17 protein-coding genes and 1 pseudogene are annotated in these 25,659 nt (G+C 61.8%); 7 read left to right on the forward strand and 11 right to left on the reverse strand.

Annotated elements, in window-relative coordinates; genetic code table 11:
• The first annotated feature begins 64 nt into the window (after window positions 1–64).
• The gene (locus tag AC3IUF_RS19785) at window positions 65–739 is read left to right on the forward strand and encodes a hypothetical protein (protein WP_007918234.1); all 675 of its coding nucleotides are present in this window, start codon (window positions 65–67) and stop codon (window positions 737–739) included.
• 135 nt (window positions 740–874) lie between these two features.
• On the opposite strand, the gene mnmH is transcribed toward AC3IUF_RS19785, so the two are convergent.
• The 3 genes from mnmH to AC3IUF_RS19800 form a co-directional block, all read right to left on the reverse strand.
• A complete protein-coding gene (mnmH, locus tag AC3IUF_RS19790) occupies window positions 875–1,978 on the reverse strand; it encodes a tRNA 2-selenouridine(34) synthase MnmH (protein ID WP_489279065.1) in 1,104 nt (367 codons plus the stop codon).
• Entirely contained in the window at window positions 1,978–3,012 is a 1,035-nt protein-coding gene (gene selD, locus AC3IUF_RS19795) for a selenide, water dikinase SelD (protein WP_489279067.1), read from the reverse strand. The genes mnmH and selD overlap by 1 nt, the downstream gene beginning before the upstream one ends.
• 233 nt (window positions 3,013–3,245) lie before the next feature.
• Complete coding sequence (locus AC3IUF_RS19800) at window positions 3,246–13,769, reverse strand: autotransporter-associated beta strand repeat-containing protein (RefSeq protein WP_489279068.1); 10,524 nt, start codon at window positions 13,767–13,769, stop codon at window positions 3,246–3,248.
• Window positions 13,770–14,267: 498 nt separating this feature from the next.
• Between AC3IUF_RS19800 and AC3IUF_RS19805 the strand changes: the two genes are divergently transcribed.
• Both AC3IUF_RS19805 and AC3IUF_RS19810 read left to right on the forward strand, forming a co-directional pair.
• Window positions 14,268–15,227, forward strand: coding sequence for a nucleoside-specific channel-forming protein Tsx (locus AC3IUF_RS19805; protein ID WP_489279070.1), 960 nt, complete (start codon window positions 14,268–14,270; stop codon window positions 15,225–15,227).
• 15 nt (window positions 15,228–15,242) lie between these two features.
• Window positions 15,243–16,265, forward strand: coding sequence for a purine-nucleoside phosphorylase (locus AC3IUF_RS19810; RefSeq protein ID WP_123376972.1), 1,023 nt, complete (start codon window positions 15,243–15,245; stop codon window positions 16,263–16,265).
• Window positions 16,266–16,403: 138 nt separating this feature from the next.
• Here AC3IUF_RS19810 and AC3IUF_RS19815 read toward each other — a convergent pair whose 3' ends face one another.
• From AC3IUF_RS19815 to AC3IUF_RS19825, 3 genes are all read right to left on the reverse strand, one after another.
• Complete coding sequence (locus AC3IUF_RS19815; RefSeq protein WP_447786293.1) at window positions 16,404–17,360, reverse strand: quinone oxidoreductase family protein; 957 nt, start codon at window positions 17,358–17,360, stop codon at window positions 16,404–16,406.
• Between the two features lie 30 nt (window positions 17,361–17,390).
• Window positions 17,391–17,564 carry a DUF1427 family protein gene (locus tag AC3IUF_RS19820; RefSeq protein WP_007969534.1) on the reverse strand — a complete coding sequence of 58 codons (174 nt, stop codon included), beginning with the start codon at window positions 17,562–17,564 and terminating at the stop codon, window positions 17,391–17,393.
• A gap of 236 nt (window positions 17,565–17,800) precedes the next feature.
• Window positions 17,801–18,574, reverse strand: coding sequence for an AraC family transcriptional regulator (locus AC3IUF_RS19825; protein WP_447786295.1), 774 nt, complete (start codon window positions 18,572–18,574; stop codon window positions 17,801–17,803).
• A 136-nt stretch (window positions 18,575–18,710) separates the two neighbouring features.
• On the opposite strand from AC3IUF_RS19825, the gene AC3IUF_RS19830 reads away from it, so the two are divergent.
• A complete protein-coding gene (locus tag AC3IUF_RS19830; protein ID WP_007919026.1) occupies window positions 18,711–18,938 on the forward strand; it encodes a DUF6555 family protein in 228 nt (75 codons plus the stop codon).
• Window positions 18,939–18,978: 40 nt separating this feature from the next.
• Window positions 18,979–19,251, forward strand: a complete 273-nt coding sequence (locus tag AC3IUF_RS19835; RefSeq protein ID WP_007919028.1) for a hypothetical protein — start codon at window positions 18,979–18,981, stop codon at window positions 19,249–19,251.
• 26 nt (window positions 19,252–19,277) lie between these two features.
• On the opposite strand, the gene AC3IUF_RS19840 is transcribed toward AC3IUF_RS19835, so the two are convergent.
• On the reverse strand, window positions 19,278–19,442 hold the full coding sequence (locus AC3IUF_RS19840; RefSeq protein WP_007919030.1) for a metallothionein: 165 nt from the start codon (window positions 19,440–19,442) through the stop codon (window positions 19,278–19,280).
• A gap of 592 nt (window positions 19,443–20,034) precedes the next feature.
• Here AC3IUF_RS19840 and AC3IUF_RS19845 point away from each other — a divergent pair.
• Window positions 20,035–21,197 (forward strand): IS3 family transposase gene (locus tag AC3IUF_RS19845; RefSeq protein ID WP_489278830.1). Its coding sequence is split into 2 segments (ribosomal slippage): window positions 20,035–20,290 and window positions 20,290–21,197, totalling 1,164 coding nucleotides; the frame shifts between segments, so codons are not numbered across the junction.
• A gap of 415 nt (window positions 21,198–21,612) precedes the next feature.
• Here the strand turns inward: AC3IUF_RS19845 and AC3IUF_RS19850 are convergent.
• Window positions 21,613–22,065: a DMT family transporter gene (locus tag AC3IUF_RS19850; protein WP_007920427.1), complete on the reverse strand. Its 453-nt coding sequence runs from the start codon at window positions 22,063–22,065 to the stop codon at window positions 21,613–21,615.
• 3 nt (window positions 22,066–22,068) lie between these two features.
• Window positions 22,069–22,554 (reverse strand): DMT family transporter, encoded by a 486-nt coding sequence (locus AC3IUF_RS19855; RefSeq protein WP_016987941.1) that lies wholly within the window; start codon window positions 22,552–22,554, stop codon window positions 22,069–22,071.
• A gap of 113 nt (window positions 22,555–22,667) precedes the next feature.
• On the opposite strand from AC3IUF_RS19855, the gene AC3IUF_RS19860 reads away from it, so the two are divergent.
• Window positions 22,668–23,603 carry a LysR family transcriptional regulator gene (locus AC3IUF_RS19860; RefSeq protein ID WP_123376974.1) on the forward strand — a complete coding sequence of 312 codons (936 nt, stop codon included), beginning with the start codon at window positions 22,668–22,670 and terminating at the stop codon, window positions 23,601–23,603.
• Between the two features lie 208 nt (window positions 23,604–23,811).
• On the opposite strand, the gene AC3IUF_RS19865 is transcribed toward AC3IUF_RS19860, so the two are convergent.
• Both AC3IUF_RS19865 and AC3IUF_RS19870 read right to left on the reverse strand, forming a co-directional pair.
• On the reverse strand, window positions 23,812–24,633 hold the full coding sequence (locus tag AC3IUF_RS19865) for a methyl-accepting chemotaxis protein (protein ID WP_409077500.1): 822 nt from the start codon (window positions 24,631–24,633) through the stop codon (window positions 23,812–23,814).
• Between the two features lie 84 nt (window positions 24,634–24,717).
• A pseudogene (locus AC3IUF_RS19870) lies at window positions 24,718–25,494 on the reverse strand (cache domain-containing protein); the annotation flags it as partial.
• Window positions 25,495–25,659 lie beyond the last annotated feature (165 nt).

Here is a 25,659-nt window from a genome sequence, read left to right on the forward strand (position 1 = left end):
CTGGGAGCCCGCGGTGTAAAGGTTTGTCAGCCTTAACCGAATTTGCTGAAGAACCCTTTATTTCATGACGATCCTTATGCGATTCGCCAAACGTTTCAAACACCGCGCGTATGTGGCCCTGCCTTCCCTGCTGGCCGTCAGTGCACTGTTCCTGTCGCTTGAGTCCAGCGAAAGCCGCGCGCAACCGGTGGACGGCACCCAGACACTGGTGTTCCTGCGCCACGCAGAAAAACCCGAGGGCGGGCTCGGCCAGCTCAACTGTCAGGGCCTGAACCGCGCCATCGACCTGTCGACGCTGCTGCCGGAAAAATTCGGCAAGGCCGATTACGTGTTCGCCGCCAACCCGACGCGCAATGTCGAGGAAGGTGAGCTGGACAACTCCTACAGCTACATCCGTCCATTGATGACCATCAGCCCCGCCGCGATCAAGCTCGGCCTGCCGGTGAACATCGAGTTCTCGGCCAACGACACCAGCGATCTGGCCCGCGAACTGCTGGAAGACAAGTATCACAACTCGACGATCTACACCGCCTGGTCCCACGGCTATCTGCCGGAGCTGATCAACAAGGTGGCGGGCAAAGCGGTCGGCGAGAAACAGAACATCACCGAGGACTGGGCGGGCAACGACTTTGACTCGCTGTATGTACTGACGCTGACCTGGCACAACGGCAAGGCCAGTTTGCAAAGCCACAGCTACAAGCAGGGGCTGGATCATGGCAAGGAAACGTGTCCGACCTGAGTCATCTTCTGTCTGAACCGGCCCCATCGCTGGCAAGCCAGCTCCCACAGGGTTCCAGGGTGTACACAAATTCCATATACATCCGCAATACCTGTGGGAGCTGGCTTGCCAGCGATGAGGCCAGCAAAAGCACTATCAAACCTTCTGATTCCCCCGCTCACGCAGATACTCAAGCACCGCTCCACGCTCCCCGGCAAACTCGATCCGCCCGCCCTTCTTCTCGCGCTGAAACACATACATCGGGTCGTAATAATCGCGTAGCAGAACGCCGATCCACTCACGGAACAGCTCGACCGACCCGCTGCGCGCCTGTTCGGACAGCGCCGCTTCCATCTGCAAATACATGCGTTGATAGCGCTCGCCACCCAACCGACGTTGAATATTGTTCAGGCTGGAAATCAATCGCTCGGCATACAAAGCAAAACCCTGCTCGCCGTGAACCGCGACGAACTCGGCGTACAGGTCGATGACATAATCCTGCAGAATTCGCTCGACCCGACTCTCGAGGCTATCTTCCAGCCAGACCAGTGGTGCCGCCTGCATGCCCCGGTAGAGCGGTAATGGCAAGGCACAGCTGCCGACCACCCGACTCTCGTCTTCCAGAACAAACTGGTTGATCCCGCCTGCGCGTTTTTTCAGCACATCGACAGCCAGGCGGTTTTCGAAATCGATATTGGTCGGCTGCCCGGTGGCACGCTTGCCAAAACTCGAGCCGCGATGATTGGCGTGACCTTCCAGATCCAGACCATTGCTCAACTGCACCAGCACTTCAGTCTTGCCTGTACCGGTCATGCCGCCGAGCAGGACCAGATCGCATTCGGTCACAGCCTGATCGACTGTCTCCAGGAGGAATGTGCGCATGGCCTTGTAGCCGCCGCCGACACGCGGGTAATCGATGCCGCCCTCGTCCTTGATCCATTGCTGGACGATCTGTGAACGCAGGCCGCCGCGGAAACAATACAGATAGCCATCGGGGTGGTTACGGGCAAACTCGACCCAGCCTTGAATGCGCCGCTCTCTGACCTCGGCGGACACCAGCCGCTCGCCCAAGGCAATCGCGGCTTGCTGTCCGTGTTGTTTGTAACAGGTGCCCACCTGTTCGCGCTCACGATCGTTCATCAGCGGCAGGTTGACCACCCCGGGAAAAGCACCGTGGGAGAATTCGACCGGCGCACGGGCGTCCATCATTGGCCGGTCATTGAGGAAAATATCACGGTAATCAGTGCAGTCGCGGAGCATCAAATCACCTCGACTGCGTTCGTCTGTCGCTCAACCAGTTCGCCGATTGGCGCCAGGTTCAGGCCCAGTCCGGCGGCTACGGCGAGAAACTCTTGATTGCCTTCAGGCGTCACCGCGATCAACAGACCACCGCTGGTTTGCGGGTCGCAGAGCACGCGTTTGTGCAGTTCCTGCACGCGGCCAACCTTGCTCGCGTAGCTGTCGAAGTTGCGCAGCGTACCGCCGGGAACGCAGCCCTGATCGAGGTAGTACTCGACGCTGTCCAGACGCGGCACACGGTCATAAGCGATGCGCGCGGTGAGCTGGCTGCCATCGGCCATTTCCACCAGATGCCCGAGCAGACCAAAACCGGTGACATCGGTCATGGCGGTAACGCCGGCGAGTTTGCCGAAACGGCTGCCGGGTTTGTTCAGGGTGCACATCCAGTCGCGGGCCACGCCAACGTCGGCGGCGCGCAATTTGCCTTTTTTCTCGGCGGTGGTGAGGATGCCGATGCCCAGCGGTTTGGTCAGGTACAGCAGGCAGCCGGCGGTGGCGGTGTCGTTGCGCTTCATGTGACGCTTTTCCACCAGACCGGTGACGGCGAGACCGAAGATCGGTTCCGGCGCATCAATCGAATGCCCGCCCGCCAGTGGAATGCCCGCCGCGTCGCACACCGCGCGGCCGCCGCGAATCACTTCACGCGCCACTTCCGGCGCCAGCACATTGACCGGCCAGCCGAGAATGGCGATGGCCATCAACGGATCGCCGCCCATCGCATAGATGTCACTGATCGCATTGGTCGCGGCAATGCGGCCGAAGTCGAACGGGTCATCGACGATCGGCATGAAAAAATCCGTGGTCGAGACCACACCGCGCTCGGCATCGATCTCGTACACCGCCGCGTCATCACGCGAGGCGTTGCCGACCCACAGTTTCGGGTCGAGGTTCTGCGCACCGCTGCCGGCCAGAATCACTTCCAGCACCTGCGGGGAAATCTTGCAGCCGCAGCCGGCGCCGTGGCTGTATTGGGTCAGACGAATCGGCTCGCTCATGGGGGAGTCTCAGGCTGTTGATGGAGGCGATTCTAGCAGAGCGCGACGCAGCAGTTTTTTGATCGTTCCCACGCTCCGCGTGGGAATGCAGACCGGGACGCTCCGCGTCCCTTCCGGAGCCGGAACGCGGAGCGTCCCTAGAGGCATTCCCACGCAGAGCGTGGGAACGAGCAGCTTGAGGCAAGGCAAAAAAAACCGCCCTTACGGGCGGCTAAAAGTGCTTCGACCCTAAATCAGAAGCCCAGGCTGAAGCTGATGGTCATTGCATGGTCGTTGCTGTCGTTCGACAGTTGCCCCGAGTAGCCGACGCCGAGTTTGCCGGTCGGGCTGATCTGGAAGTCGACACCGGCTTCAACGATGGCGCTGTCCTTGGCAATCGGCACGCCTTGGGTGCTGAACGAGGCGCCGCCGTCGATGAAGGTCAGGTCGGCGTCAGGCTTGGTATCACCAAAGGCATGGCGCCAGCCGATGGCCGCGCGCGGGGTGAATTGCCCGCCGTTGGCCAGGGTGATGACTTTGCCGGCGCGCACGCCGAGGGTCGAGAAGGTGATGTCCTGATCGGCATCGGCCTCCAGGCGCCCTACTCCACCCTTCTCCTTGGCTTTGTCAGTGTCGTAGTTGACATAGGCCAGACCGGCAAACGGTTCGAGGGCAATGCCGCCAGCGTCGATGGCGTAGCCGACTTCACCGAATACCTGCGCACTGCGCGCATCGTAATTGGCCTTCAGGCGATCGTTGTAGCTGCCGACGCTGACGTTGCGTTTGGTCTCGATGTCGTGCCAGCTGTAAGCCGCGCCGAGGCGCACCGCCAAGGCGTCAAACTGCGAATTGAGATACGCCGCCAGGTGGTAGCTTTCGACGGTGGCATCCGAGCGACGATCATGCGCATCGAGGTCGCTGCGGGTGTAACCGGCGGCCATGCCCACGCGCCATTGGTCATCGAGTTGCTTGTCGGTGCCGAGCATGAAGCCGCTGAGGTTACGGTCGAGTTTCGCCGCGTTGCTGTCGCCATCCGACTCGCCCCAGGCGCCGAGTGCCCGCGCCCAGCCAACCATTTCGCCGTGGCAACCGTTGCTGCTCAATTGGTTGTCACTTGGCGCCAGGGCACGGCGTGGATCATCCGCCGCGCTGCATGACGGTTGGCGCATGCGATCGTTGACCGCGTCACGCACGTAGCGCGAATCCTCGAGGATGGCGCTGGCGGTGCTGGCGTGGATCTCACCGGACAGACTGTCGAAGGCATTACGCGCACCGGCGACACTGAGGTTGACGATCTCGTTCTGCAACGCCGCACCGGCCGGGCCGTTGTTCGACAGCGCGGTGGCGGTTCTGAACTGGTTGCCAGTGGCGGCGACATCGGCGAAGGAATTGCCGTTGCGGCTGACCACCAGGTTCACCGCATTAGCGTCATACACGAGTGCGCTGTTGAGGAACGCATATTGCGGCAGGTCCGCAGCGCTGAAGGTGCCGTTTACGCCACCGCCCGCCGTAATCAGCGAATACGTGGTGTTGCCGGTGAACGGCGCCAGCGAGTTGACTTGCAAAGCGCCGCCCAGGTTTGCAGTACCACCGACGGCCAGCGGCGTCGCGGTTGGCGAACTGACGGTCAGCGCCAGCACGCCATCCGAGGCGTTGGTCAGGTTACCGGCCACGCTCAGGGTTCCGGCCTCAGCGCCGGAAGCCACCACACCATGGTTGATCACCGAACCGACACTGCCGTTACCGCTCAGCCCTGCACCGTTGGCCACGGTCACTTGCCCGCCCAACGAAGCCCGCGCCGAACGGCTGCCGACTTGCAGCACGCCTTGATCAACCGCGACGGTACCGCTGAACGGATTATCTCCGCTCAACAGCAAGGTGCCGGTGCCGCGTTTGGCCATCGCCCCGAGACCGCTGAGGACCCCGTTGAACTGACCATTGGCATTCTGCTGGAACACCAGCGTGGCGTTGTCGAGGATATTGCCTTGCAGACTGGTGGTGTTACCGACCAGCGTACCGCCGCTGACGGTGGTGCCACCGCTGTAGGTGTTGGCACCGCTCAATACCAACGTGCCGGAATCAAGCTTTTCGATACCACCCGTGCCCACCAGTGGCGTGGAAATTTCTGCACTCGCGCCGGCATTGACCCGCACCGGTGCAAGGCTGCCGTCCGCGCCATTGACCGGCGTCAACGTCCCGCCAGCCCCCGGAACCAGGCTGTAGCCGCCGGAGAGGAATTGCAGACCGGTGAAGTTCTGATTGCCCTGCACGGTAACCGTACCCGCCTGGCCGCCGAACACGGCGAACTGACCATTTGAAGCCAGGGCCTGAGTACCGCTCGGATCGGTCCAGTTGGTGCCTGGACCCCATACACCGCTGCCGCCACCGATGCTGCCGTCCGGATTGGTAGTGCCACCGTTCCAGAACTGCACCTCACCCGGGGTGCCTTGCACCAGCAGATTGATCTGATTGGCGATAGCCGTTTGCAGGGTCAGATTGGCCGCCGACACCGGCAGGCTGCCATACACCAGACCGTTGTCGGTCAGGCTGCCGCCGTAGCTGAACAGTTGATAAACGCCGGTGCCGAAACCGCCGGCATTGCTGATGTTCAGCGTACCGTCGAGGGTCAGGTTGCCGGCGACGTTGACCACGGTGGTCGAACTGGCCGCCGAGCCGAGGCTGAAGTCCAGATTGGTTCCCGACGACAGTGCCAGCGAACCGACTGACAAAGGCGTTGCTGTACCGCCACCGGCCAGCGTCGCACCGCTGGCCAGTTGCACGGCGCCGCCGAGTTGGCCGCCACCGCCGATGCTCGCGCCGCTGGCAACGTTGACGTTGGCACTGTTGAGCACACCATTGACGATCAGGTTGCCGGCCTGCACCGAGGTGTTGCCGGTGAAGGTGTTGTTGCCGGCCAGCAGAAGTTCACCAGTGCCGGTTTTGTTCAGCGTGCCGGCGCCGGTGAGGTTGCCGGTGTAGCTGCCGTCGGCGTTTTGCTCGAAGGTCAGCGTCGCGTTGTTGACGATTGCACCTTGCAGGCTGCTGGTATCGCCGCGCGTCGTGCCGCCGTTCAGGGTGGTGCCGCCGCTGTAGGTGTTGGCGCCACTGAGGACGAGATCACCGCTACCGTTTTTCACCAGACTGCCGGTGCCAGTCACAGCACCGATCAACGTGGTGTTCTGGTTGCCGGCGAGGATCAGTTGCGCGCCAAGGTTGACGGTGTTGGCCAGTTGCAATGCCGAGGTGCTGTCGAGGCTGCCGGTGCCGGTCACGTTGAGTGCACCGCTGCTGATTGCACTGTTGTTGCCGAGGATCAGCGTACCGCCGGCGAGTTGAGTGCCACCGCTGTAAGTGTTGTTGCCGTTGAGGGTCAGGCTCGAAGCGCCGGCCTTGATGATGCTGCCGCTGCCACTGACCACGCCGTCGAGGGTCAGGGCGTTGGAACCGGCAACGGTCAAACCACCGTTGACGACCACGTCGTTACCGAGGCTGACGGCCGCATTGCTGTCCAGCGCCGTGCCATCGGCGGCGGTCAACACACCGCTGCCGAGCGCCGCGTTGTTGCCCACCACGATCTTGCCGCCGTTGAGCGCGGTGCCGCCGGTGTAGCCGTTGGCCGCGTTGAGCACCAGCGTACCCGTGTCGTATTTGCCCAATGTGCCGCTGCCGTTGAGCGCAACACCAATGGTCGCAGTGGCATTGGGATCAACACGCACCGTGGCATTGCCCAGCGAACCGTTGACCAGATTCAACGAGCCCGCCGCGCCGTTCACTAGGCTGTAGCCGTCGGTGACGAACTGCAGGCCGGTGATGGTTTGCGCGCCGTTGACGGTCACTGTGCCGGCCGCGCCCTGGAACACCGCGAAGCTGTTGGTCCAGGCCTGGTTGGTGGTGCCGTTGACGTCGGTCCAGTTGGTGGTGCCGGTGCCCCAGGCGCCGCTGCCCCCCTCCACCGAACCGTTGGCCACCAGTTGATTGCCGTCCCAGAACTGCACGGTGACGCCCGGTGCGGTGACCAGCAGGTTGATCTGATTGGCCAGCGCGGTTTGCAGGGTCAAATCGCCAGGGCTGACGCTGCCCGGCAGTGTGCCGAAGAGCATGCCGTTGTCGGTCAGGCCGCCGGTGTAGTCGATCAGGCGATAGACACCGCTGCCAAAACCACCGATGTCGCTGACGTTCAGGGTGCCGTCGAGGGTCAGGTTGCCGCCGACATTGACCAGCGCATTGCCGCCACCGGACACCGGTGTGCCGAGGCCGACGTCGAAGTTTGAATTGCCGTTGAACAGCAGCGAACTCACGCTCAGCGTACTGCCGGTGACGCCAGCCAGATGACCGCCATCGGCCACGGTCACGGCACCGGTCAGGGTGCCGCTGCCGCCGAGGGTGCCGCCGTTGTTGACCAGCACATTGCCGCTGGCCAGCGAACCGTTGACCTGCAAGGTACCGGCGTTGACGTTGGTGTCGCCGGTCAGGTCGCTGATGCCGCTGAGGGTCAGGGTGCCCGTGCCAAGTTTGCTCAGGCTGCCGTCACCGCTGAGGATGCCGGCGAAGGTGCTGCTGACGTTGTTGCCACCGAGGCTCAGCGTGTTGCCCGTACCGACCAGCGCAGTACCGCTGCCGGTGAGGCTGGCAAGGCTGCCCGAAGCACCAAGATTGAGCGCCGCGCCGCCCGCGAGATTGACCGTGGCGTTATTGCCCAATGCCGTGCCGTTCAGGGTGGTCAGGCTGCCGGACAGTACATCGAAAGTGCCGCTGAAGGTGTTGTTGCCGGACAGTGTCACGTCGGCCAGACCGTTCTTGGTCAGAGTGCCCGCACCGGCAATCACGCCGCCGAGGGTCAGGTTGTTGTTGCCGGCCAGACTCAGGTTGGCATTGACGTTGACGTTGTTCGCCAGCACCAGCGGCGCACTGGTGTCGAGGCTCGACGCGCCGGCCACGGTCAGTGCGCCGCTGCCCAATGCCGAACCGGTGCCGAGGGTCAGCGTACCGGCGTTCAACGTGGTGCCGCCGGTGTAAGTGTTGACGCCGTTGAGTGTCAGGTTCGACGCGCCGTCCTTGATCAAGCCACCCGCGCCGCTGACGACGCCCGCGAGGGTCAGGTTGTTGCTGCCGGTGTTGCTCAGATTGGCGTTGAGGACGACGTTGTTGCCCAGGCTCAGCGCACTGTTGCTGTCCAGCGCGGAGGCGCCGGCTACGGTGAGATTGCCCAGACCCAGCGCCGAGTTGCTGCCGGCGGTCAGGGTGCCCGCGTTGAGGGTCACGCCACCAAGAAAATTATTGTTGCCACTCAAGCTCAGGTTGGCCGCGCCGTTTTTGCTCAGGCTGCCGGCGCCGTTGACCGTGCCGGCCAAGGTCAGATCCGCCGTGCCGCCAATGCCGAGGTTGCCCGCGAGGTTGACCGCGTTGTTCAGCGAAACCCCGGTGCTGGCATCCAGCGTGGTGCCGCCCGCTGCATTCAGCGTGCCCGAGCCGAGCGCCGAGTTCGACGCCAGAACCAGTCCGCCGGCATTCAGCGCGACCGGCCCGAGGAAGGCATTGTTGCCGCCGAGGGTCAGGTTGGCCGCGCCGGTTTTGATCAGGCCACCGGTGCCGCCAATCACGCCGTTGAGGGTCAGGGCATTGCTGCCGACGATGGTCAGGTTGCCGTTCAGCGTCGCCGCGTTGGCCAGTGTCACCGCCGCGTTGCTGTCCAGCTGCGTACCGGCATTCGCCGTCAGCGTACCGGTACCGAGCGCCGTATTGCTGCCGACGATAATCTTGCCACCGTCCAGTTGTGTGCCGCCGGTATAAGTGTTGGCACCGCCGAGCACCAGGGTGCCGGCGTCAAGTTTATTAAGGATGCCGCTGCCATCGATATTGGCATTGATGGTCACCGTGACGCCCGGATCGACGCGCAACGAAGTGGTGCCGCCGGTGCCGTTGACCGCCGTGAGTTGCCCCGCCGCACCGTTGACCACGTTGTAGCCATCGGTGAGGAATTGCATGCCGGTAAACGCTTGCGTGCCGTTCACCGTCACCGTGCCGGCAGTGCCCTGGAACACCGCGAAGTCGCCGGCCCACGGTTGGTTGACCAAACCGTTGGCGTCGGTCCAGTTGGTGCCGACCGCGTTCCACGTGCCGCTGCCGCCATCGACCACGCCGTTGGCGATGGTCTGGCTGCCGTCCCAGTAACGAATGTTGACGTTCGGCGCCGACACTTGAATGTTGATCTGATTGGCCACGCCAGTCTGCACCACCAGGTCGCCGAGGCCGTAGCCGACCGGCACGCTGGCAACGTCCAGACCGAGATTAGTCAGGGCACCGGTGTAGTTGAACAGGCGATACACACCAACGCCGAAACCGCCGGCATCGCTGACGTTGAGATTGCCATCAAGCGTGAGGTTGCCGCCGACGTTCATCAGCGACGCGGTCGACGGTGTGCCCAGTGCTACATCAACGTTGCTGCCGGCGCCGAGAGTCAGAGCACTCGCCGACAAGGTGTTGCCCGACGCCAACGCCAGATGCCCACCGTTGTTGATGTTGACCGCGCCGAGCGCCGAGCCGGTACCGGTCAGGGTGCCGCCGGTATTGACGTTGAGTTGAGCACTGCCCAGCGAACCGCTCAGGTTCACGATACCGCCATCGATCGCGGTATTGCCGGTAATGCCGTTGATGCCAGTGAGGTTCAAGGTGCCGGTACCGACTTTGACCAGGCCGCCGCTGCCGCTGAGATCGCCATCAAAGATGCTGGTGACGTTGCCGGTGCCGACCGTCAGGGTGTTGCTGCCGGTGAGTTGCACACTGCCGCTGCCGCTCAGCGCGCCGAGGCTGGCGTCACTGCCCAGATTCAGGCCGGCGCCGGCGCTGATGTTGACGCCGGAGGTGTTGCCCAATGCGTTGGTATTGAGCGTGGTGACGCTGCCCGAAATGATGTTCAGCGCGCCAGTGAAGGTGTTATTGCCGGCCAGGGTCAGGTCTGAAAGGCCGTTTTTGGTCAGGCTGCCGGCGCCGTCAATGATGCCGTTCAAGCTCAAATCGTTGTTGCCGGCGACGGTCAGTCCGGCATTCAGGGTAATGGCGTTGCCGATGCCGAACGATGCGCTGTTATCCAGCGTTGCCGCGCCACCGACGACCAATGCGCCACTGCCCAGACCGTTGGCATTGCCAAGGGTCAACGTGCCGGCGTTGAGTGTGGTGCCGCCGCTGAAGGTGTTGTTGCCATTGACGGTCAGGTTGGCTGCGCCGTCCTTGATCAACTGGCCGGTGCCACTGGTCACGCCGCCGAGGGTCAGGTTCTGCGTACCGCCCACGGTCAGCGCCGCATTCAGGGCGACATTGTTGTTGAGGCTGACCAGCGGCGAGTTGCTGTCCAGTGTCGCGGCGCCAGCGACGGTCAATGCACCGGAACCGAGCGCCGAACTGTTGCCGACGGTCAGAGTGCCGGCGTTCAGCGTGGTGCCGCCGAGGTAGTTGTTGGCGGCATTGAGAATCAGATTGGCCGCGCCGTCTTTCACCAGACTGCCAGCCCCGCTGACCAGACCGGTCAGGGTCATATCCGCTGTGCCGCCGATGTTCAAGGCACCGGCGAGTGCCACGGCATTGTTCAGGCTGACGGCGGTGTTGGCATCCAGCGTGGTGTTGGCCGCCGCGTTCAACGTGCCGGAACCCAGCGCGGTGTTGCTGCCGACGGTCAGTTTGCCGGTGTTCAACAGGGTGTTGCCAAAATAAGTGTTGGCGCCGTTGAGGGTCAGGTCGGCAGCACCGTTCTTGGTCAGTCCACCGATACCGGCGACCACGCCGCCGAGGGTCAGCGCATTGGAGCCACCCAGGGTCAGAGTGCCGGCGAGGTTGACGTTGTTGGCCAAGGTCGCGGCGGTACTGGTATCGAGGGTGGTGCCGTTCGAGGCGTTGAGTGTGCCGGTGCCCAGGGCGGTGCTGGAACCGACAATCAGTGAACCGGCGTTCAGCGCCGTGGTGCCCGTGTAGGTGTTGTTGCCGTTGAGGGTCAGACTCGAAGCGCCGGTTTTGATCAGACCGTTACCGCCACTGATCACCCCGCCAAGGGTCAGCGCATTGGCGCCGCCGGCGGTGAGGTTGGCGTTGAGAATGACGTTGTTGTTGAGGGTCACGGCCGAACTGCTGTTGAGGGTGCCCGCGCCTTCCACCGACAAGGCGCCAGTGCCCAGTGCCGCGCCGTTGCCGACCGTCAAGCTGCCGGCATTCAGCGTGGTGCCGCCGCTGTAGGTATTGGTGCCATTGAGCGTGAGATTGGCGGCGCCGTTTTTCACCAGCTGGCTGGTGCCGCTGATCACGCCGCCGAGGGTCAGCGCGTTGCTGCCGCCAATGCCCAGGCTGTTGTTGAGAATGATGGCATTGTTCAGGGTCACCGTCGCATTGCTGTCGAGGGCGGCCACGCCGCCGACGGTGATGTTGCCACTGCCCAGCGCCGCGTTGGCGCCCGCCGTGATCGTACCCGCGTTCAACGCGACGGCACCGAGGAAGGTGTTGGCGCCGTTGAGAATCAGGTTGGCCGCGCCGTTTTTGGTCAGCCCGCCGCTGCCGCTGACAATCCCGCCCAGGGTCAGGTTGGCACTGCCGCCGACAGTCAGGTTGCCGCCGAGTGAGACTGCGTTGGTTAGCGCAACGGCAGTGCTGGCATCGAGGGTGGTGCCCGCCGCCGTGGTCAAGGCTCCCGTGCCCAGCGCGGTGTTGGAGCCGACAATCAGCGTGCCGGCATTCAGCGCGGTACCGCCGGAAAAGGTGTTGTTGCCGCTGAGGCTGAGGTTGGCGGTGCCGTTCTTGATCAGATTACCGGCACCGCTGATGACGCCGCTCAAACCCAGCGCCTGCGTGCCGCCGATGGTCAGATCGGCCGCCAGCGCGACGGCGTTGGCGAGAGTCACCGCCGTGGTCGCATCCAGTGTGGTACCGGCCGCCGCGTTCAACGCGCCCGTACCCAGCGCGGTGTTGCTGCCAACGAACAGGCTGCCGGCATTGAGCAGCGTGTTGCCGCTGTTGGTGTTGTTGCCGCTCAAGGTCAGGCTGGCGCTGCCGGATTTGGTAATCCCACCAGTGCCGGACAACACGCCGCCGAGTGTCAGGGCATTGCTGCCGAGCACGTTGAGCGCACCGGTCATGCCGATGTTGTTGGCCAGGGTGACGTTGGTGGTGCTGTCCAGACTGGTGCCGGCGGCGGTATTCAGCGCGCCACTACCCAGCGAGTTGTTGTTGGTCACCAGCAGGGTGCCGGCGCTCAGGGTGGTGGTGCCGGTGAACCCGCTGTTGGCGCCACTGACAGTCAGGCTGCCGCTGCCGGTTTTGGTCAGGCCGCTGCTGCCGCTGATCAAACCGCCGAGGGTCAGCGCGCCAGTGCCGCCGGCGGTCAAGGTGCCGCCGAGGCTGATGGCGTTGTTCAGGCTGATCGTGCCCGGGGCGCTCAACGTTGTCGCGCCAGTGACGTTGAGGGTGCCGGTGCTCAGCGCCAGGTTGTTGCCCAACTGCACGGTGCCGCCGTTGAGCGTGGTGTTGCCCAGGTAGGTGTTGGCGGCGCTGAGGCTCAGTTGCCCGGAACCGACTTTGGTCAGGCCGCCGCTGCCGGAAATGACGCCGCTCAGGGTGGTGGCGTTGGTACCTTGCACTGTCACGCCGCCCGCGCCGAGGGAAATCAGGTTACTGACGTTCAACCCGGCATTGCTGGCCTGGAGTATCCCGCCGTTGGAGGTGATCACGCCGCTGCCGAACGTGGCGTTGTTGTTGAACTGGGCGACACCACCGTTAAGCGTGGTCGCGCCGCTGACCAATGGCCCCTGCAAGGTCCAGGTGCCGCTGTTGAGGGTCAGGTTGTTGAAGTTGACGTAGGTCGCGCTCGATGCGGTGCCGACACCCGTGGTGCCGCCGCCGACGCCGATCGGGTTTTGCAGGATCAGGCTGTTGGTGCCGCCCGCGCCACCATCGACCGTGCCGGTCGGAGCGAAGGTCAGATTGATGCCGATCAAACCGCCGAGGCCGACGCTGATCTGTACACCGTCACCGACGTTGACGCTGGAACCGGTCACCGCGGTGAAGGTGTTGGTGCTGGCCGCGCCCATCGACACGCCGCCGGTAATCGCACCGGCGTTGGTGAAGGTATTGCCTGCCGCCGATGTTTCGAACGCGATCCGGCCGTTGATCACACCGGTGCTGCTGTTGGTCATGTTGACCTGCGAGCCGCCGTAGACGCCGACCACCGGGGTGTCGGCGAGGGTGATGCCGCCGATCGACAAACCGGTCGAGGTGATGGTGCCGTTGTTGGTGATGCTGGTGGTGCCGGCAGCAGCGTTGTTCACCGCAATGCCGAGGCCGTCGATGCTGGTCAGGTTGAGCCCGAGCAACATGCCCGTGCCGCGAATGATCCCGCTGGCGTTGTTGAGCACGCTGACCGTACTCGTAGCGCCAGTGCCGATGAACGCGCCGCCGCTCAGCACCGAGACCAGGCCGAGCAGTGCCGGGTCGAGCGTGCCGGAGTTGTTCAGGGAAATGTTCACCCCGGTCAGGTCCATCACATGGCCGCCGAGGGTCGCGTTCATCTGCGCCCCGCTGTTGACGTTGACCGTCAAACCACTGGTGGCGCTGGAGAAGTTGTTGAGAAACAGCGGCAGGCTCGGCACGCCGGTGCAGGTCACCGTTGAACCCGCCGTGGAGCACGTGGCCAACGCAGGAGCGCTGACGCCGCCGAACAACAGCCCGGCGACACTCAGATGCACAGCAAGGGAAAGAGGGGAAAAGCGCGAAACGAGGGCGACACCAAACCTTGCTTCCACGGGCTACTCCTTGTCGTGGCCAAATTCTTCCTTGAGCGCGCGAAGAGCCGTGCTTATTCCACACGCGAATCAAGACTGCGACGGTCATCACAAAACCGTTGATTGGGGACAAAGCTAGTAGACGCCCGGCAATGGGGCACGGATTAAATGGTGTTAATACTTTAATACTAGAGGGGTCTGGAATAAGCGTTTCAGCCCGTATTCGTGGGCCTTCAACCTGTCAGGCCTTCGCCTGCTCGCGATGGCGGTGTGTCAGTTTACGGATACTTTTCTGACACACCGCCATCGCGAGCAGGCGAAGGCCTACAGGGGTTTACGGTGATCAGTCATACCTGATCAGTCCGTCAGTTAAATTTGCGAATTCTTCGATATTTCATGGCATTGAGAAAACTGGTACGCCTTGTGCAAACGTTTGCGTAACGTCAATCCCAACGTTTTCGTAACAAAACCGTACAAGCCCACGGAACACGGGCCTCGATCCGCAAAAAAGGACTTTGAATGGCCATTGCATGCCCTTTTCGCGCACCTTTCTCGTGCACGCTTGCTGTTTCCTTGCTACTGACCGGCGTTACCGGAGTTCTCAGCCACAGCGCTCTGGCGCAACCGGCAGCCAAAGAAGAATCCGCCCAGGGCGAAGCCCTCAGCCCCGAAGCCAGCCCGCCGAAAAAAGGCGCCTACCTCTCGGACTGGTACAACCAGGACCTGATGCTGATCGGCAGCAAGGACATCAGCTTCGGCCCGCAACCGGCCGACGATATCTATCTGGAATACGAGTACTTCGGCCGCAAAGGTCCGTTCGAACTGTACGGCTATGTCGACATTCCGAAGATCTTCAACATCGGCAACAGCCACGACAAAGGCGTGTGGGATCACGGCTCGCCGGTGTTCATGGAGCACGAACCGCGCATCTCCATCGACTACCTCGCTGGCCGCAGCCTGGCCATCGGTCCGTTCAAGGAATGGTATGTGGCGTTCGACTGGATCTACGACCACGGCAGCCGCAAAGAGAACCGCGCCAACACGCTGTACAGCGGTTTCGGCACCGACATCGATACGCACTCGCGGGTCAACCTGTCGGCCAATCTGTACGGTCGCTATCAGTGGGAAAATTACGGTGCCAGCAACGAATATTCCTGGGACGGCTACCGCGCACAGCTCAAGTACATCGTGCCGATCGATAAATTCAGCAACGGCGCCTCATTGACCTACATCGGCTTCACCAACTTCGATTTCGGCTCGGACATCCACAAGGACAACCCGGCGCGCACCGCCAATGCGACGGTGGCGACCAACGTCCTGCTCTACTCGTTCACGCACTTGCGCTTCACCCTGGTCGGCCGTTATTTCCACAACGGCGGCAACTGGGAAGACGGCAGCGAGCTGAATTTTGGCGATGGCAATTTCCGCGCGCGTTCCAACGGCTGGGGTTACTACGCCGGCGTCGGTTATCAGTTCTGAATCAAGGAGTTTTCCATGCAAGCAATGATGCGTTTGACCCTGGCCGGTGCGGCCCTGCTCTCCTCCACCGCGTGGGCGGCCGAGGCCCCGATGCAACCGAAAGTCGTGTTGATCACCATGTTCGCCCCTGAGGCGCAGCACTGGATTGATCGTCTGGCGTTGAAGCAGGAAATCCGCGTGCCAGGCCTGTCCGCCGAGTACCCGAGCATTCGCTGCAACACGCAGCAGGTGTGCCTGTTGACCACCGGCATGGGCCAGACCAATGCGGCCGCCTCGACATTGGCGTTGGCGCTGTCGCCGAAATTCGACCTGCGCAAAAGCTACTTCCTGATCGCCGGCATTGCCGGCATCAGCCCGAAACACGGAACCATCGGCACCGCTGCATGGGCACACTACCTGGTGGAATTCGGCACGCAATGGGAGATCGATTCGCGTGATGCGCCGTCGACCTGGCCGACCGGCTATCTGGGCATCAACACCAAAGGGCCGAACGAAAAACCGCCGCTGGATTACAAGACCGAAGTTTTTGAACTCAACCCGAAGCTGCAGGCCAAGGCCTTCGCCCTGAGCCACAAGGTCGAGCTGAGCGAAAGCAAAGAGTCCGCCGCGTGGCGTCTGAAATATCCGTCGGCCCCGGCCAATCAGCCGCCGGTGGTGACGCGCTGCGACACACTGGCCGGCAACACCTGGTTTTCCGGAACGCGCCTGAGCGAGCGGGCCGAGGTCTGGACCAAGTTGCTCACCGACAACAAGGGCGAATACTGCACGACGCAGCAGGAAGACAACTCGACCTATGAGGCCTTGCTGCGTGCCGGTCGTGAAGGTCTGGTCGATGTCCAACGCCTCGCCGTGGTGCGTGCAGGCTCCGACTTTGACCGCCCGGAGCCGGGCGGCAGTGAAGTGGATAACCTGCTCAAATACGCCGATCAGGGCGGCTTCGTGCCGGCGCTGGAAAACCTCTATCGCGCGGGGAATCCGCTGGTGCAGGACATACTGAAAAACTGGTCGGCGTGGGAAAACGGCGTCCCCGCCTCTTAAGAACACCGAAAATCCCTGTGGGAGCTGGCTTGCCAGCGATGGCGGCGGAACAGGCAAAGAAGAAGTTGCCTGAACTGACGCTATCGCTGGCAAGCCAGCTCCCACAGTTTGCCAGGTGTCAAGGAGATCTAAGGTGTGTCAGGGGATAAGGATGACCTTGTCGCCGCTGCCCTGATTGACGTCGGCGTAGCGCAACAGGCCTTCGGCCAACGGCGCCTCGACCAACCCTTGCGGCAACGGCAACAACCCTTCATCGAAGAACCGCCCGAACTGCTCGAGCATCGCCGCGCAGGCTTCAACGCCATACAACAGCGAATTGATTCCGACCACCGACCCGCCCTTGCGATACAAGGCCAGCGCCGGCAGTTGCACATGCCCGTCCACCGGCGCGGCGATGATCGCGATCCGTCCGAAAGTGGCCAATGCCGCCACCGACGCCGGCAGCCAGAAACCGGTGGTGTCAAAGATCACATCGGCACCACCGCGATACACCGCGTTGACCTGCGCACCGAGGTCTTCGGGTTTATCCAGTTGAATCGTCTGATAACCCTGCGCTTGCAGTTCCGCCACCTGCTCCGGGCGCCGCGCCGCCGCCAGCAACTGCGCGCCACGCACCTTCGCCAGCGCCAAAGCAGCGGTCGCCACCGCTCCGCCGCCGATCACCAGCAAACGCGTTTCGGCCGTCACAAGACTGCGTTCCAGCGCATCCCACGCTGTGGTGTACGGCACGCCGAGGCTGGCGGCCTGGGTGAAACTCAGGTGTGACGGTTTTTGCGCTATGCCATTGGCCGGCAGTTTGACGAATTGCGCGTGCGTGCCGTCGGCGAAAAAGCCCAGCTCACGGCCGGTGCCCCAGACTTCCTGACCGATCAAAGCCTGCGGGCCTTCGACGACGACACCGGCGAAATCGCGACCGGGAATTCGCGGCAGCGTGGTGTAGGGGAAGCGGCCGAGGACGTTTTTCACATCGCTGGGGTTGAGGCCAGCAGCCTTGATCTGCACCAGCACTTCGTCAGCGCCGGGTACCGGAGTCGGCACCTCGACGTAACGCAGGGAAGACAGGTCGCCGGTTTTATCGAATTGCAGTGCTTTCATGGGGACATCCACCGAAGGAAAAGAGGGATTTCAGGACAGCCAGCCCGCGACCAGTTGCCGGCCCATCGGCCACAGCTGCTCACCTGCCAACATGCCGAGTAAACCGACCAGCGCGATAGCCGGTGGCGCCGGAGAACGGAAATCCAGCGCGCCGTACAACAGACCGACGCCCAGACCGATGGCCAGCGAAATCAGGTAATTCATGGGGAGGAACTCCGCCCGTGGAAAGGAATGGGCAAAGTTTAGGGAGTCGGCGAGGTTGGCATCGGCCAAGGACTTCTGAATTTCGGACAAACCAACCACAGTCACCACAAAACCCGGTGGGAGCTGGCTTGCCAGCGATGAGGCCTGTACATCCGACATCCTCATCGGCTGACACACCGCTATCGCTGGCAAGCCAGCTCCCACAAGGTTCTGTGTAGGTTCAGGATATAGCGTCGTTACAGAGTGAATTGCGAAGGGGCGACGCCCAGTTCGCGACGAAACATGTCGCTGAAGCTACTGGGTGAATAGCCGAGCTCCCGGGCAATCACACTCACCGCCACGCCCTGAATCAACGCCGCCACCGCCGTCGCCAGTTGTACCTGCCGCCGCCACTCGGCGAAGCCCATGCCGAGGCTGTCCTTGAACAACCGCGCCAGGGTGCGCACGCTGGCTCCGGCATTTTCCGCATGCTGTTCGAAAGGAATCTCCAGCGACGGCGCCGCCATCACTGCCTGACACAGATTCATCAAGCGCCGGTCGGAGTCATCCGGCATCGGGATCTTCAATTGCGAGCGCCTTGCGCGTTTCAGCTCCAGCAAGGCCAGCCCGACCAGCGCCTCGTAGTAGGCTGGTTCACCACTGTCACCCTGCTCCACCAGCCCGACAATCAACTCGCGCAGCAACCCACCGACCTCGATCACCTGCACCGTCGTGTCCAGCGTCGCCGCCAGCGCCGGGCGCAGGTAGATATTGCGCATCTGCAAATCCGACACCACGCGAATCCCGTGCGGCACGCCCGGCGGCAACCACACCGCCCGCTGCGGCGGCACCACCAGCGCTTCGTGCGGCGTCTCGACCCACATCACCCCGCTCATCGCATACAGCAACTGTCCCCAGACATGCTCATGCGGCTCGATAAACAAGCCGCGCGGATACGTCCGCGCCACACGTTGCACGGGCACATCGGTATCGCTCAGATCTGGGGGTGCGGCAAGGGCCATGGCGAGCATTCATTGGGGTTGGCGAAAAACCCATGGTAACCAGTGCGCCACGGCGTCGCCAACGATAGATACCGTCGGACAATCCGAGTGAATTTTCCCGCAGCGCCGCGATCCCTCTATTACCACAGGGAGGAATACGGGCTTTATGAACAACGCAAAACTCTATGTCATCGAATACACCCTTCACGGCACGCCCAAGTCGTTCATTATCCGCTCGGACAAAATGGACAACACCGAGGCGTGGCACTGGGCGAGCTGCGACGCAGGCGTTGGTCGCATCCCGCGCTTTGGCCGTGAAAAAGTGCAGAAGACCAGCAAACCGATGGCGGAAAAATTCGGCGTGGAAAACGTTGTGTGGCGACCGACCAGCTAAGCTCTGCGCATCGATCGGCATCATTCGGGGGGAATGCACCATGAGCAACATCATCAGCCCGGCGCACCTGGACTACGGCCTCGATACGCTGTTTGGGCGGATCACCAAAAGCGTGGACTGTCGCGTTGGGCTGGAGGCGGTCGAAGGTGATCCGTTTCGCTTTGCCTTGCGAGTGCCGGCGCCGCTGCCTGAAGATCTGGACCAGGCGAAAACCATCGTGGTCAGGGTTGAAGGGCGACGGCTGCAAGGCACAGTGAGGCATACAGAGCGGCTGGATGATGAAAGTATGAAACTGGAAGTGGAGCCTGATTAGGCTCCACTTTTTTTATGCGTCGTTCGTCATCCGTGGGCGCATTTACAGCCCTTGGTTGAACATTCTTCGCCACTCTTGTGGTGGTGAGCGCAGGCCTCGCAGCAATAGTGTTTGCCGTGAACTGCGTAGGCATGCTCGCCTTCCTTGATGGTGCACTTGCAGTTGGGACAATCGCATTTTCTATCGGGCATGGGACAGACTCCTTGGGTGGGGGTTGTCTGGGGCTTGAAGGGCAAGCCGTGATAACCAGTGTAGAAGCTGCCGGAGATTTGGGGGGGTGGGGGATTTGGGGGCATATCCGTTGCTGCGGGTGCTGCCGCTGGCGGTTTCGCTCTTACAGCGACTCACTTTTCCAGACGCCGAAAAGTAAGCAAAAGGCTTTGCCCCTGGCGTACGGCACTTCGCTTAGGCTCAGTGTTCCCTCGCTACGGTGTCCATCCGGGGGCATCGCCTACGGTTTGCTTCGCTGCATCTCCTTTCGATGTATGCGGCTACGCCGCACGGCGCTGCGCGCCTAACCCCGGATGAACACCTCCGCTCGGCCTGCCGATGGGGCAAAAGATCAAAAGCCGAAGCAAGATCAAGAGCCAGATCAAGAGCCCCTCACCCTAGCCCTCTCCCGGAGGGAGAGGGGACTGACGGCGTGGACTGGAAGAGATACGCCGACGTGCGATTCCGCGTTGAACTCAGGCTTTGAAAAGCCCAAAAATCGGCTCCCTTGTAGTGGTCTAATGAAACCGGACACCCATTTAGGCGAGAATGCTCGCCAGATAGAGGTGTCTGATGACCAAACAACGTCGTTCTTTTTCCGCTGAATTCAAACGCGAGGCCGCAGGCCTCGTGCTCGATCAAGGCTATAGCCATATCGAAGCCAGCCGCTCGCTTGGTGTGGTTGAGTCCGCGTTGCGCCGCTGGGTTAATCAGCTTCAGCAGGAGCGCACTGGCGTTACTCCGCAGAGTAAAGCGCTGACGCCAGAGCAACAGAAAATCCAGGAATTGGAAGCTCGAATCGCTCGACTTGAGCGGGAGAAATCCATTTTAAAAAAGGCTACCGCGCTCTTGATGTCGGAAGAGCACGAGCGCACGCGCTGATTGATCAACTGAGCCCCCAAGAGCCGGTTGATTGGCTTTGCGCAGTCTTTGATGTCACTCGTTCGTGTTACTACGCCCACCGTCTCAGGCGCCGAACTCCAGACGTTGAGCGGCTTCGGTTGCGCAGCCGGGTTAACGAACTGTTTACGCAAAGTCGAAGCGCCGCCGGTAGCCGCAGCATCGTGTCGATGATGCAGGAAGACGGCGAGCAAATTGGGCGGTTCAAGGTGCGAGGCCTGATGCGGGAACTGGAGTTGGTCAGTAAACAACCTGGATCACATGCCTACAAACAAGCGACGGTTGAGCGGCCCGACATTCCGAACATATTGAATCGAGAGTTTGATGTGCCGGCGCCGAATCAGGTTTGGTGTGGCGACATCACCTACATCTGGGCTCAAGGGAAATGGCATTACCTAGCTGTGGTTATGGATCTTTACGCGCGCCGAGTGGTGGGCTGGGCGCTGTCGAACAAGCCGGATGCGGATCTGGTCATCAAGGCGTTGGACATGGCTTACGAGCAGCGTGGCAAGCCTCAAGGGCTTTTGTTTCACTCGGATCAGGGCTCGCAATATGGCAGTCGCCAGTTTCGCCAACGGCTTTGGCGTTACCGCATGCGCCAAAGCATGAGCCGTCGTGGAAACTGTTGGGATAACGCGCCGATGGAGCGTGTGTTTCGCAGCCTGAAAACTGAATGGATACCGACCGTGGGCTACATGACAGCTCAAGAAGCGCACCGCGACATCAGTCATTACCTGATGCATCGGTACAACTGGATTAGACCGCACCAATTCAACAACGGACTGGCCCCAGCTCAGGCCGAGAAAAAACTTAACGTCGTGTCCGGGATTAGTTGACCACTACACCTCTCCCTCGGGAGAGGGCTGGGGTGAGGGGCGAATCCAACACCGAACCAAAGCCGAACACCCGCTCCTCACCACTCAATAGGCCGAGTGTCAGCTCGCCTGCTTTTGATCTTGATCCACGGGCGACGTCGGAAGGCTGAGTGGAGGGATTGATCCGGGCGTGGGAGCGCAGCGACCGTTTGGCGCAGCCAAACACAGCGAGAGGAGGTGCAGCGAAGCAAACCGTAGGCGCTGCGCCCGGATCGATCCCGCAGCGAAGGAACCCCGAGCCCTAGCGAGCGGGCCGTACGCAGGAGCAAGCGTTTTTGGTTACTTTTGAGGCGTTTGTCAAAAGTGACCCGCCGTAAGGGCGGAACCCTAAGCCGCCGTGACCGCAGCAACGGATATGTACTCAACTAAACCCAACTCACCCAGCCTGACGCGAACTCCTATACATAAACACCAAAGCCACCCCCAAACACACCATCGCCAAAATCCGCGAACCAGACAGCTCAATCGCCGGATTCCCCAACCAGCCAAAATTATCAATCAACATCCCCATCCCCAACTGCCCGACAATCACCGCCACCGTCGCCACAGCCGTCCCCACCACCGGCACCGCCCCGACCATCACCATCATGTACACCACGCCAAACAGCGCCCCGGTCAACTGCCACTTCGGCACATCGAAAAGACTCACCGCATGGGCCGGCTCAAAAAACAAAATCAACAACCCGGTCGACACCGCACCCACAACAAACGTCAGCAAACTACTGCGCAACACCCCGACGCTCTCGCCCAGACGCCCATTGATCGCCGCCTGCACACTCAACACCGCACCGGCCAACACCACCACCGCCAACAAAATAACCAGACTCATCACTCACCCCCGCGCAATCAAAACCAAAGCCACCACAATCAAACCCAACGCCAGCCACCGCTCGGCATTGACCTTCTTGCGCGTCGCGCCGAACCAACCGAAATGGTCAATCAACACACTCTTGCCAACCTGCCCGGACAGAATCGCAATCATGGTCATCGCAATGCCGATATGCGGCGTCGCCAGGGTCAGCACCACCACATACATCGGCCCCAGAAACCCGCCAATCAACTGCCAGCGCGGCAGATCGGTCAGTGCCGGGCCTTTTTGCGGGCCAGCGAACAACAACAGCAAAAACAGAATCGCCGAGCCCACACCAAAGATGCTCAAGGTCGCCCACAGATGCCCGACCTGCACGCCCAACGGCCCGAGCAACCCCGCCTCCACCGACAAGCCCATGCCCGCGAGAATCACCAGCGGCAGCAACAACAAGCGCAACCCCGACTTCGTCGCCGGCGCGCTAACGCTCACCTCATCCAACGTCTGCATAAACAACCTTCCACTCAAGTAAACGATGGCGCGGATTATCGGCTGGCGCAGCTGTGCGATAAATGGGAGCATCCGGACAACACTTTTGCGCAATACGCACAACAGGATCATCCATGCACGGGCTCAACGAACTCGGATTCAAGGCACTCAGGCTGTTTGTGGCCGTTCTCGATCACGGCAGTTTTTCCGAAGTCGCCCGCCGCGAAGGCGTGGCGCCCTCTTCAATCTCCCGGCAAATTCAATTGATGGAGCAGGCGCTGAACCAGCAATTGCTCTACCGCCACACCCGCGCCGTCACGCCGACCGAAGCCGGGCGCATGCTCGGTCATCACGCGCGGCTGGTGCTGGTGCAACTGGAAGAAGCCGAACAGGCCTTGCAGGAACAGCAAAGCGAGCCCACCGGGCTGGTGCGCATCAACGCGCCAGTGGTGTTCGGCCAGCGGCATCTGACGCCGTGGCTGGGCCAGTTGTGCGCGCGCTATCCGAAGCTGCAACTGGATATCCAGCAGACCGACCACTACGTCGATCCATTGCAGGAAGGCGCCGACCTGCTGTTCCGCATCGGCCCGTTGCACGACTCGAGCATGCAGGCACGGATTCTGGCGCCGCATCGCTTTCAGGTCGCGGCCAGCCCGGCGTATCTCAAGCGTCACGGTACGCCGCAAAAACCCGAAGATCTGGCGCAACACCAATGCCTCGCCTACAAAGGCGCGACCGGCCAGCAGCGCTGGTTTTTCCGCCGCGACGGCGAGGACTGGACGCCGTATTCGGTGAAAGGCCCGATCACCGGCAACCACGCCGACACCCTCACCCAAGCCGCTGAACAGGGTTTGGGGCTGGTGATGTTTCCGTCTTGGCTGATTGGCGAAGCCGTGCGCGATGGCACGCTGGTGCCGGTGCTGGGGGAATATCAGGTGTCGAACAGCCTGGAGCCGCAGCAGATTGCGGTGTTGTGGCCGGGGAGCCGGCGGTTGTCGGTGAAGGTGCGGACGGTGATTGATTTCTTCGTCGAATGCTTTGGCGAAGTGCCCTACTGGGATAGACCTTGAGTCTTTGAAGATCAAAAGCCCCTCACCCTAGCCCTCTCCCGGAGGGAGAGGGGACTGATTGGGGGATGCTGTGGAACTACGCCGACCTGAAACAGCTTTACCGAATCCATAATCGACTGAATCTTTCAGGTCGATGTATGACGCAAGACACTTCGGTCAGTCCCCTCTCCCTCCGGGAGAGGGCTAGGGTGAGGGGCTTTTCAAGCTGTCAGATCCGGAACTGACCCACGAGTTTGCCAAGGCGCTGCCCCAGCTCCGCCAGACTGCGCGACGTCTGTGCACCCAACTGCGTTTCATCGGCCACGCTGTCCACCGCCACCGCAATCTGATGCACGCTGCGGTTGATCTCTTCGGCCACCGCCGTCTGCTCTTCCGCCGCACTGGCAATCTGCGCGTTCATCGAGTTGATCGTCGCGATCAGCTCGGCCATCGCATCCAGCGAAGCCCCAGCCTGATTGGCCTGTTGCGAAGTACCATCACCCGCCTCGCTGGAGCGACGCATCGCCTCAACCGCCGACTGCGTACCCGCCTGCAAGCGGTCGATCATGCCCTGAATTTCCTGGGTGCTGATCTGCGTGCGACTGGCCAACGCCCGCACCTCATCCGCCACCACGGCAAACCCGCGTCCGGCCTCACCGGCGCGCGCCGCTTCAATCGCGGCGTTCAGTGCCAGCAGGTTGGTCTGCTCGGCAATCGAGCGGATCACCCCGAGCACGCCAACAATCGAGGTCACGTCCTGCTGCAGGCTGTCGAGCGACACACCGCTGCTGCGAATGTCATCGACCAGCGCATGAATCTGCTTGATGCTGCCGGCCACCACACGCTTGGCGCTCTGGCCTTCTTCGTCGGTCTGCTGGGCGGCGACGGCAGCGTTCTGCGCGCTCTTCGCTACTTCCTGCGCGGCGGCGGACATTTCATTGATCGCCGTGGCGACCTGATCGGTTTCGTGCCGCTGACGCTCCATCGCCTGATCCGAACGCTGGGCCTGATCGGACACTTGCGTCACCAGCCCGGTCAGTTGCGTGGTCATCTCGGTGATCTGCCGCACCAGACCATGGATCTTGTCGACGAAGCGGTTGAACGAGCCGGCCAGTTCGCCGAGTTCATCCTGGCTGGTGATGTTCAGGCGACGGGTCAGATCGCCCTCGCCCGCTGCAATGTCATCGAGGTTGGCTTTCATCAGGGTCAACGGACGCAAAATGGTATTGGCCAGCAACATCCCCGCCGCCGCGATCACCAGCAGCACCACCACCGCCACGCCGACGATGCTCAGCACCACGCCTTGCATACGCTCCTGCACTTGCGCTTCGACCTGTGCGACTTGCGCTTCGATGCCGTCGAGGTTGACCGAGGTACCGACCGCCATGTCCCACTTGGCCAGGTATTCGGTGTAACCGAGTTTCGGTACCAACACCTTGGCATTACCCGGCAACGGCGAGCTGTATTGCAGATAGTGCGTACCGTCCTTCGCCACTTTCACCAAGCCAAGGTTGACGTAAACGCCGTTCGGGTCGCGGTTGTCTTTAAAGCTTTTGCCCACGCCTTCGGGGTCGTTGGCCTTGAACAGGCGCACGGTCTCGGAGTCGTAGCCGAAGAAGTAGCCGTCCTTGCCGTAGCGAATGCCGGAGAGCAGTTTGATCGCCTGGGCGCGTGCCTCGTTATCACCCGGCGCGGCCGCGTCGTACAGCGGCTTGATCGTGGTCATGGCCACGGCGACGTAACTTTGCAGGGTGGCTTTGGCATCGCCGAGCAGGCGTTCGCGGGTCTGTTCGACCTCTTTGTGCGCCTGTTCCTGGAGGATGAACAGCGTGGTCAGGCTGATGACCAGGGCAAAGAGCAACACCGGGAGAACGGCGAGGGACAGGACTTTAGCCTTGAGGCTCAGGCGCATTGTGGGAGCTCACTCTTTTGGTTTTATTGGCGTGGTTAAAGGCTTTAACGGCACGCCATCACAAAAGTTGAGTCTGCAGACATTGCATCTACCTGTGGGAGCGGGCTTGCCCGCGATGGCGGTGTGTCTGACACATAAATATTGAATGTGCCGACGCCATCGCTG

The organism is Pseudomonas sp. KH_040 (genome assembly GCF_057839305.1).

What these genes read in the sequence shown, in the direction of transcription:
- AC3IUF_RS19785 (WP_007918234.1), top strand. Translation starts at nt 65, where the DNA reads ATGACGATCCTTATGCGATTCGCCAAACGTTTCAAACACCGCGCGTAT.
- mnmH (WP_489279065.1), bottom strand. Translation starts at nt 1,978, where the DNA reads ATGCTCCGCGACTGCACTGATTACCGTGATATTTTCCTCAATGACCGG.
- selD (WP_489279067.1), bottom strand. Translation starts at nt 3,012, where the DNA reads ATGAGCGAGCCGATTCGTCTGACCCAATACAGCCACGGCGCCGGCTGC.
- AC3IUF_RS19805 (WP_489279070.1), top strand. Translation starts at nt 14,268, where the DNA reads ATGGCCATTGCATGCCCTTTTCGCGCACCTTTCTCGTGCACGCTTGCT.
- AC3IUF_RS19810 (WP_123376972.1), top strand. Translation starts at nt 15,243, where the DNA reads ATGCAAGCAATGATGCGTTTGACCCTGGCCGGTGCGGCCCTGCTCTCC.
- AC3IUF_RS19815 (WP_447786293.1), bottom strand. Translation starts at nt 17,360, where the DNA reads ATGAAAGCACTGCAATTCGATAAAACCGGCGACCTGTCTTCCCTGCGT.
- AC3IUF_RS19820 (WP_007969534.1), bottom strand. Translation starts at nt 17,564, where the DNA reads ATGAATTACCTGATTTCGCTGGCCATCGGTCTGGGCGTCGGTCTGTTG.
- AC3IUF_RS19825 (WP_447786295.1), bottom strand. Translation starts at nt 18,574, where the DNA reads ATGCTCGCCATGGCCCTTGCCGCACCCCCAGATCTGAGCGATACCGAT.
- AC3IUF_RS19830 (WP_007919026.1), top strand. Translation starts at nt 18,711, where the DNA reads ATGAACAACGCAAAACTCTATGTCATCGAATACACCCTTCACGGCACG.
- AC3IUF_RS19835 (WP_007919028.1), top strand. Translation starts at nt 18,979, where the DNA reads ATGAGCAACATCATCAGCCCGGCGCACCTGGACTACGGCCTCGATACG.
- AC3IUF_RS19840 (WP_007919030.1), bottom strand. Translation starts at nt 19,442, where the DNA reads ATGCCCGATAGAAAATGCGATTGTCCCAACTGCAAGTGCACCATCAAG.
- AC3IUF_RS19850 (WP_007920427.1), bottom strand. Translation starts at nt 22,065, where the DNA reads ATGAGTCTGGTTATTTTGTTGGCGGTGGTGGTGTTGGCCGGTGCGGTG.
- AC3IUF_RS19855 (WP_016987941.1), bottom strand. Translation starts at nt 22,554, where the DNA reads ATGCAGACGTTGGATGAGGTGAGCGTTAGCGCGCCGGCGACGAAGTCG.
- AC3IUF_RS19860 (WP_123376974.1), top strand. Translation starts at nt 22,668, where the DNA reads ATGCACGGGCTCAACGAACTCGGATTCAAGGCACTCAGGCTGTTTGTG.
- AC3IUF_RS19865 (WP_409077500.1), bottom strand. Translation starts at nt 24,633, where the DNA reads ATGACCACGCAACTGACCGGGCTGGTGACGCAAGTGTCCGATCAGGCC.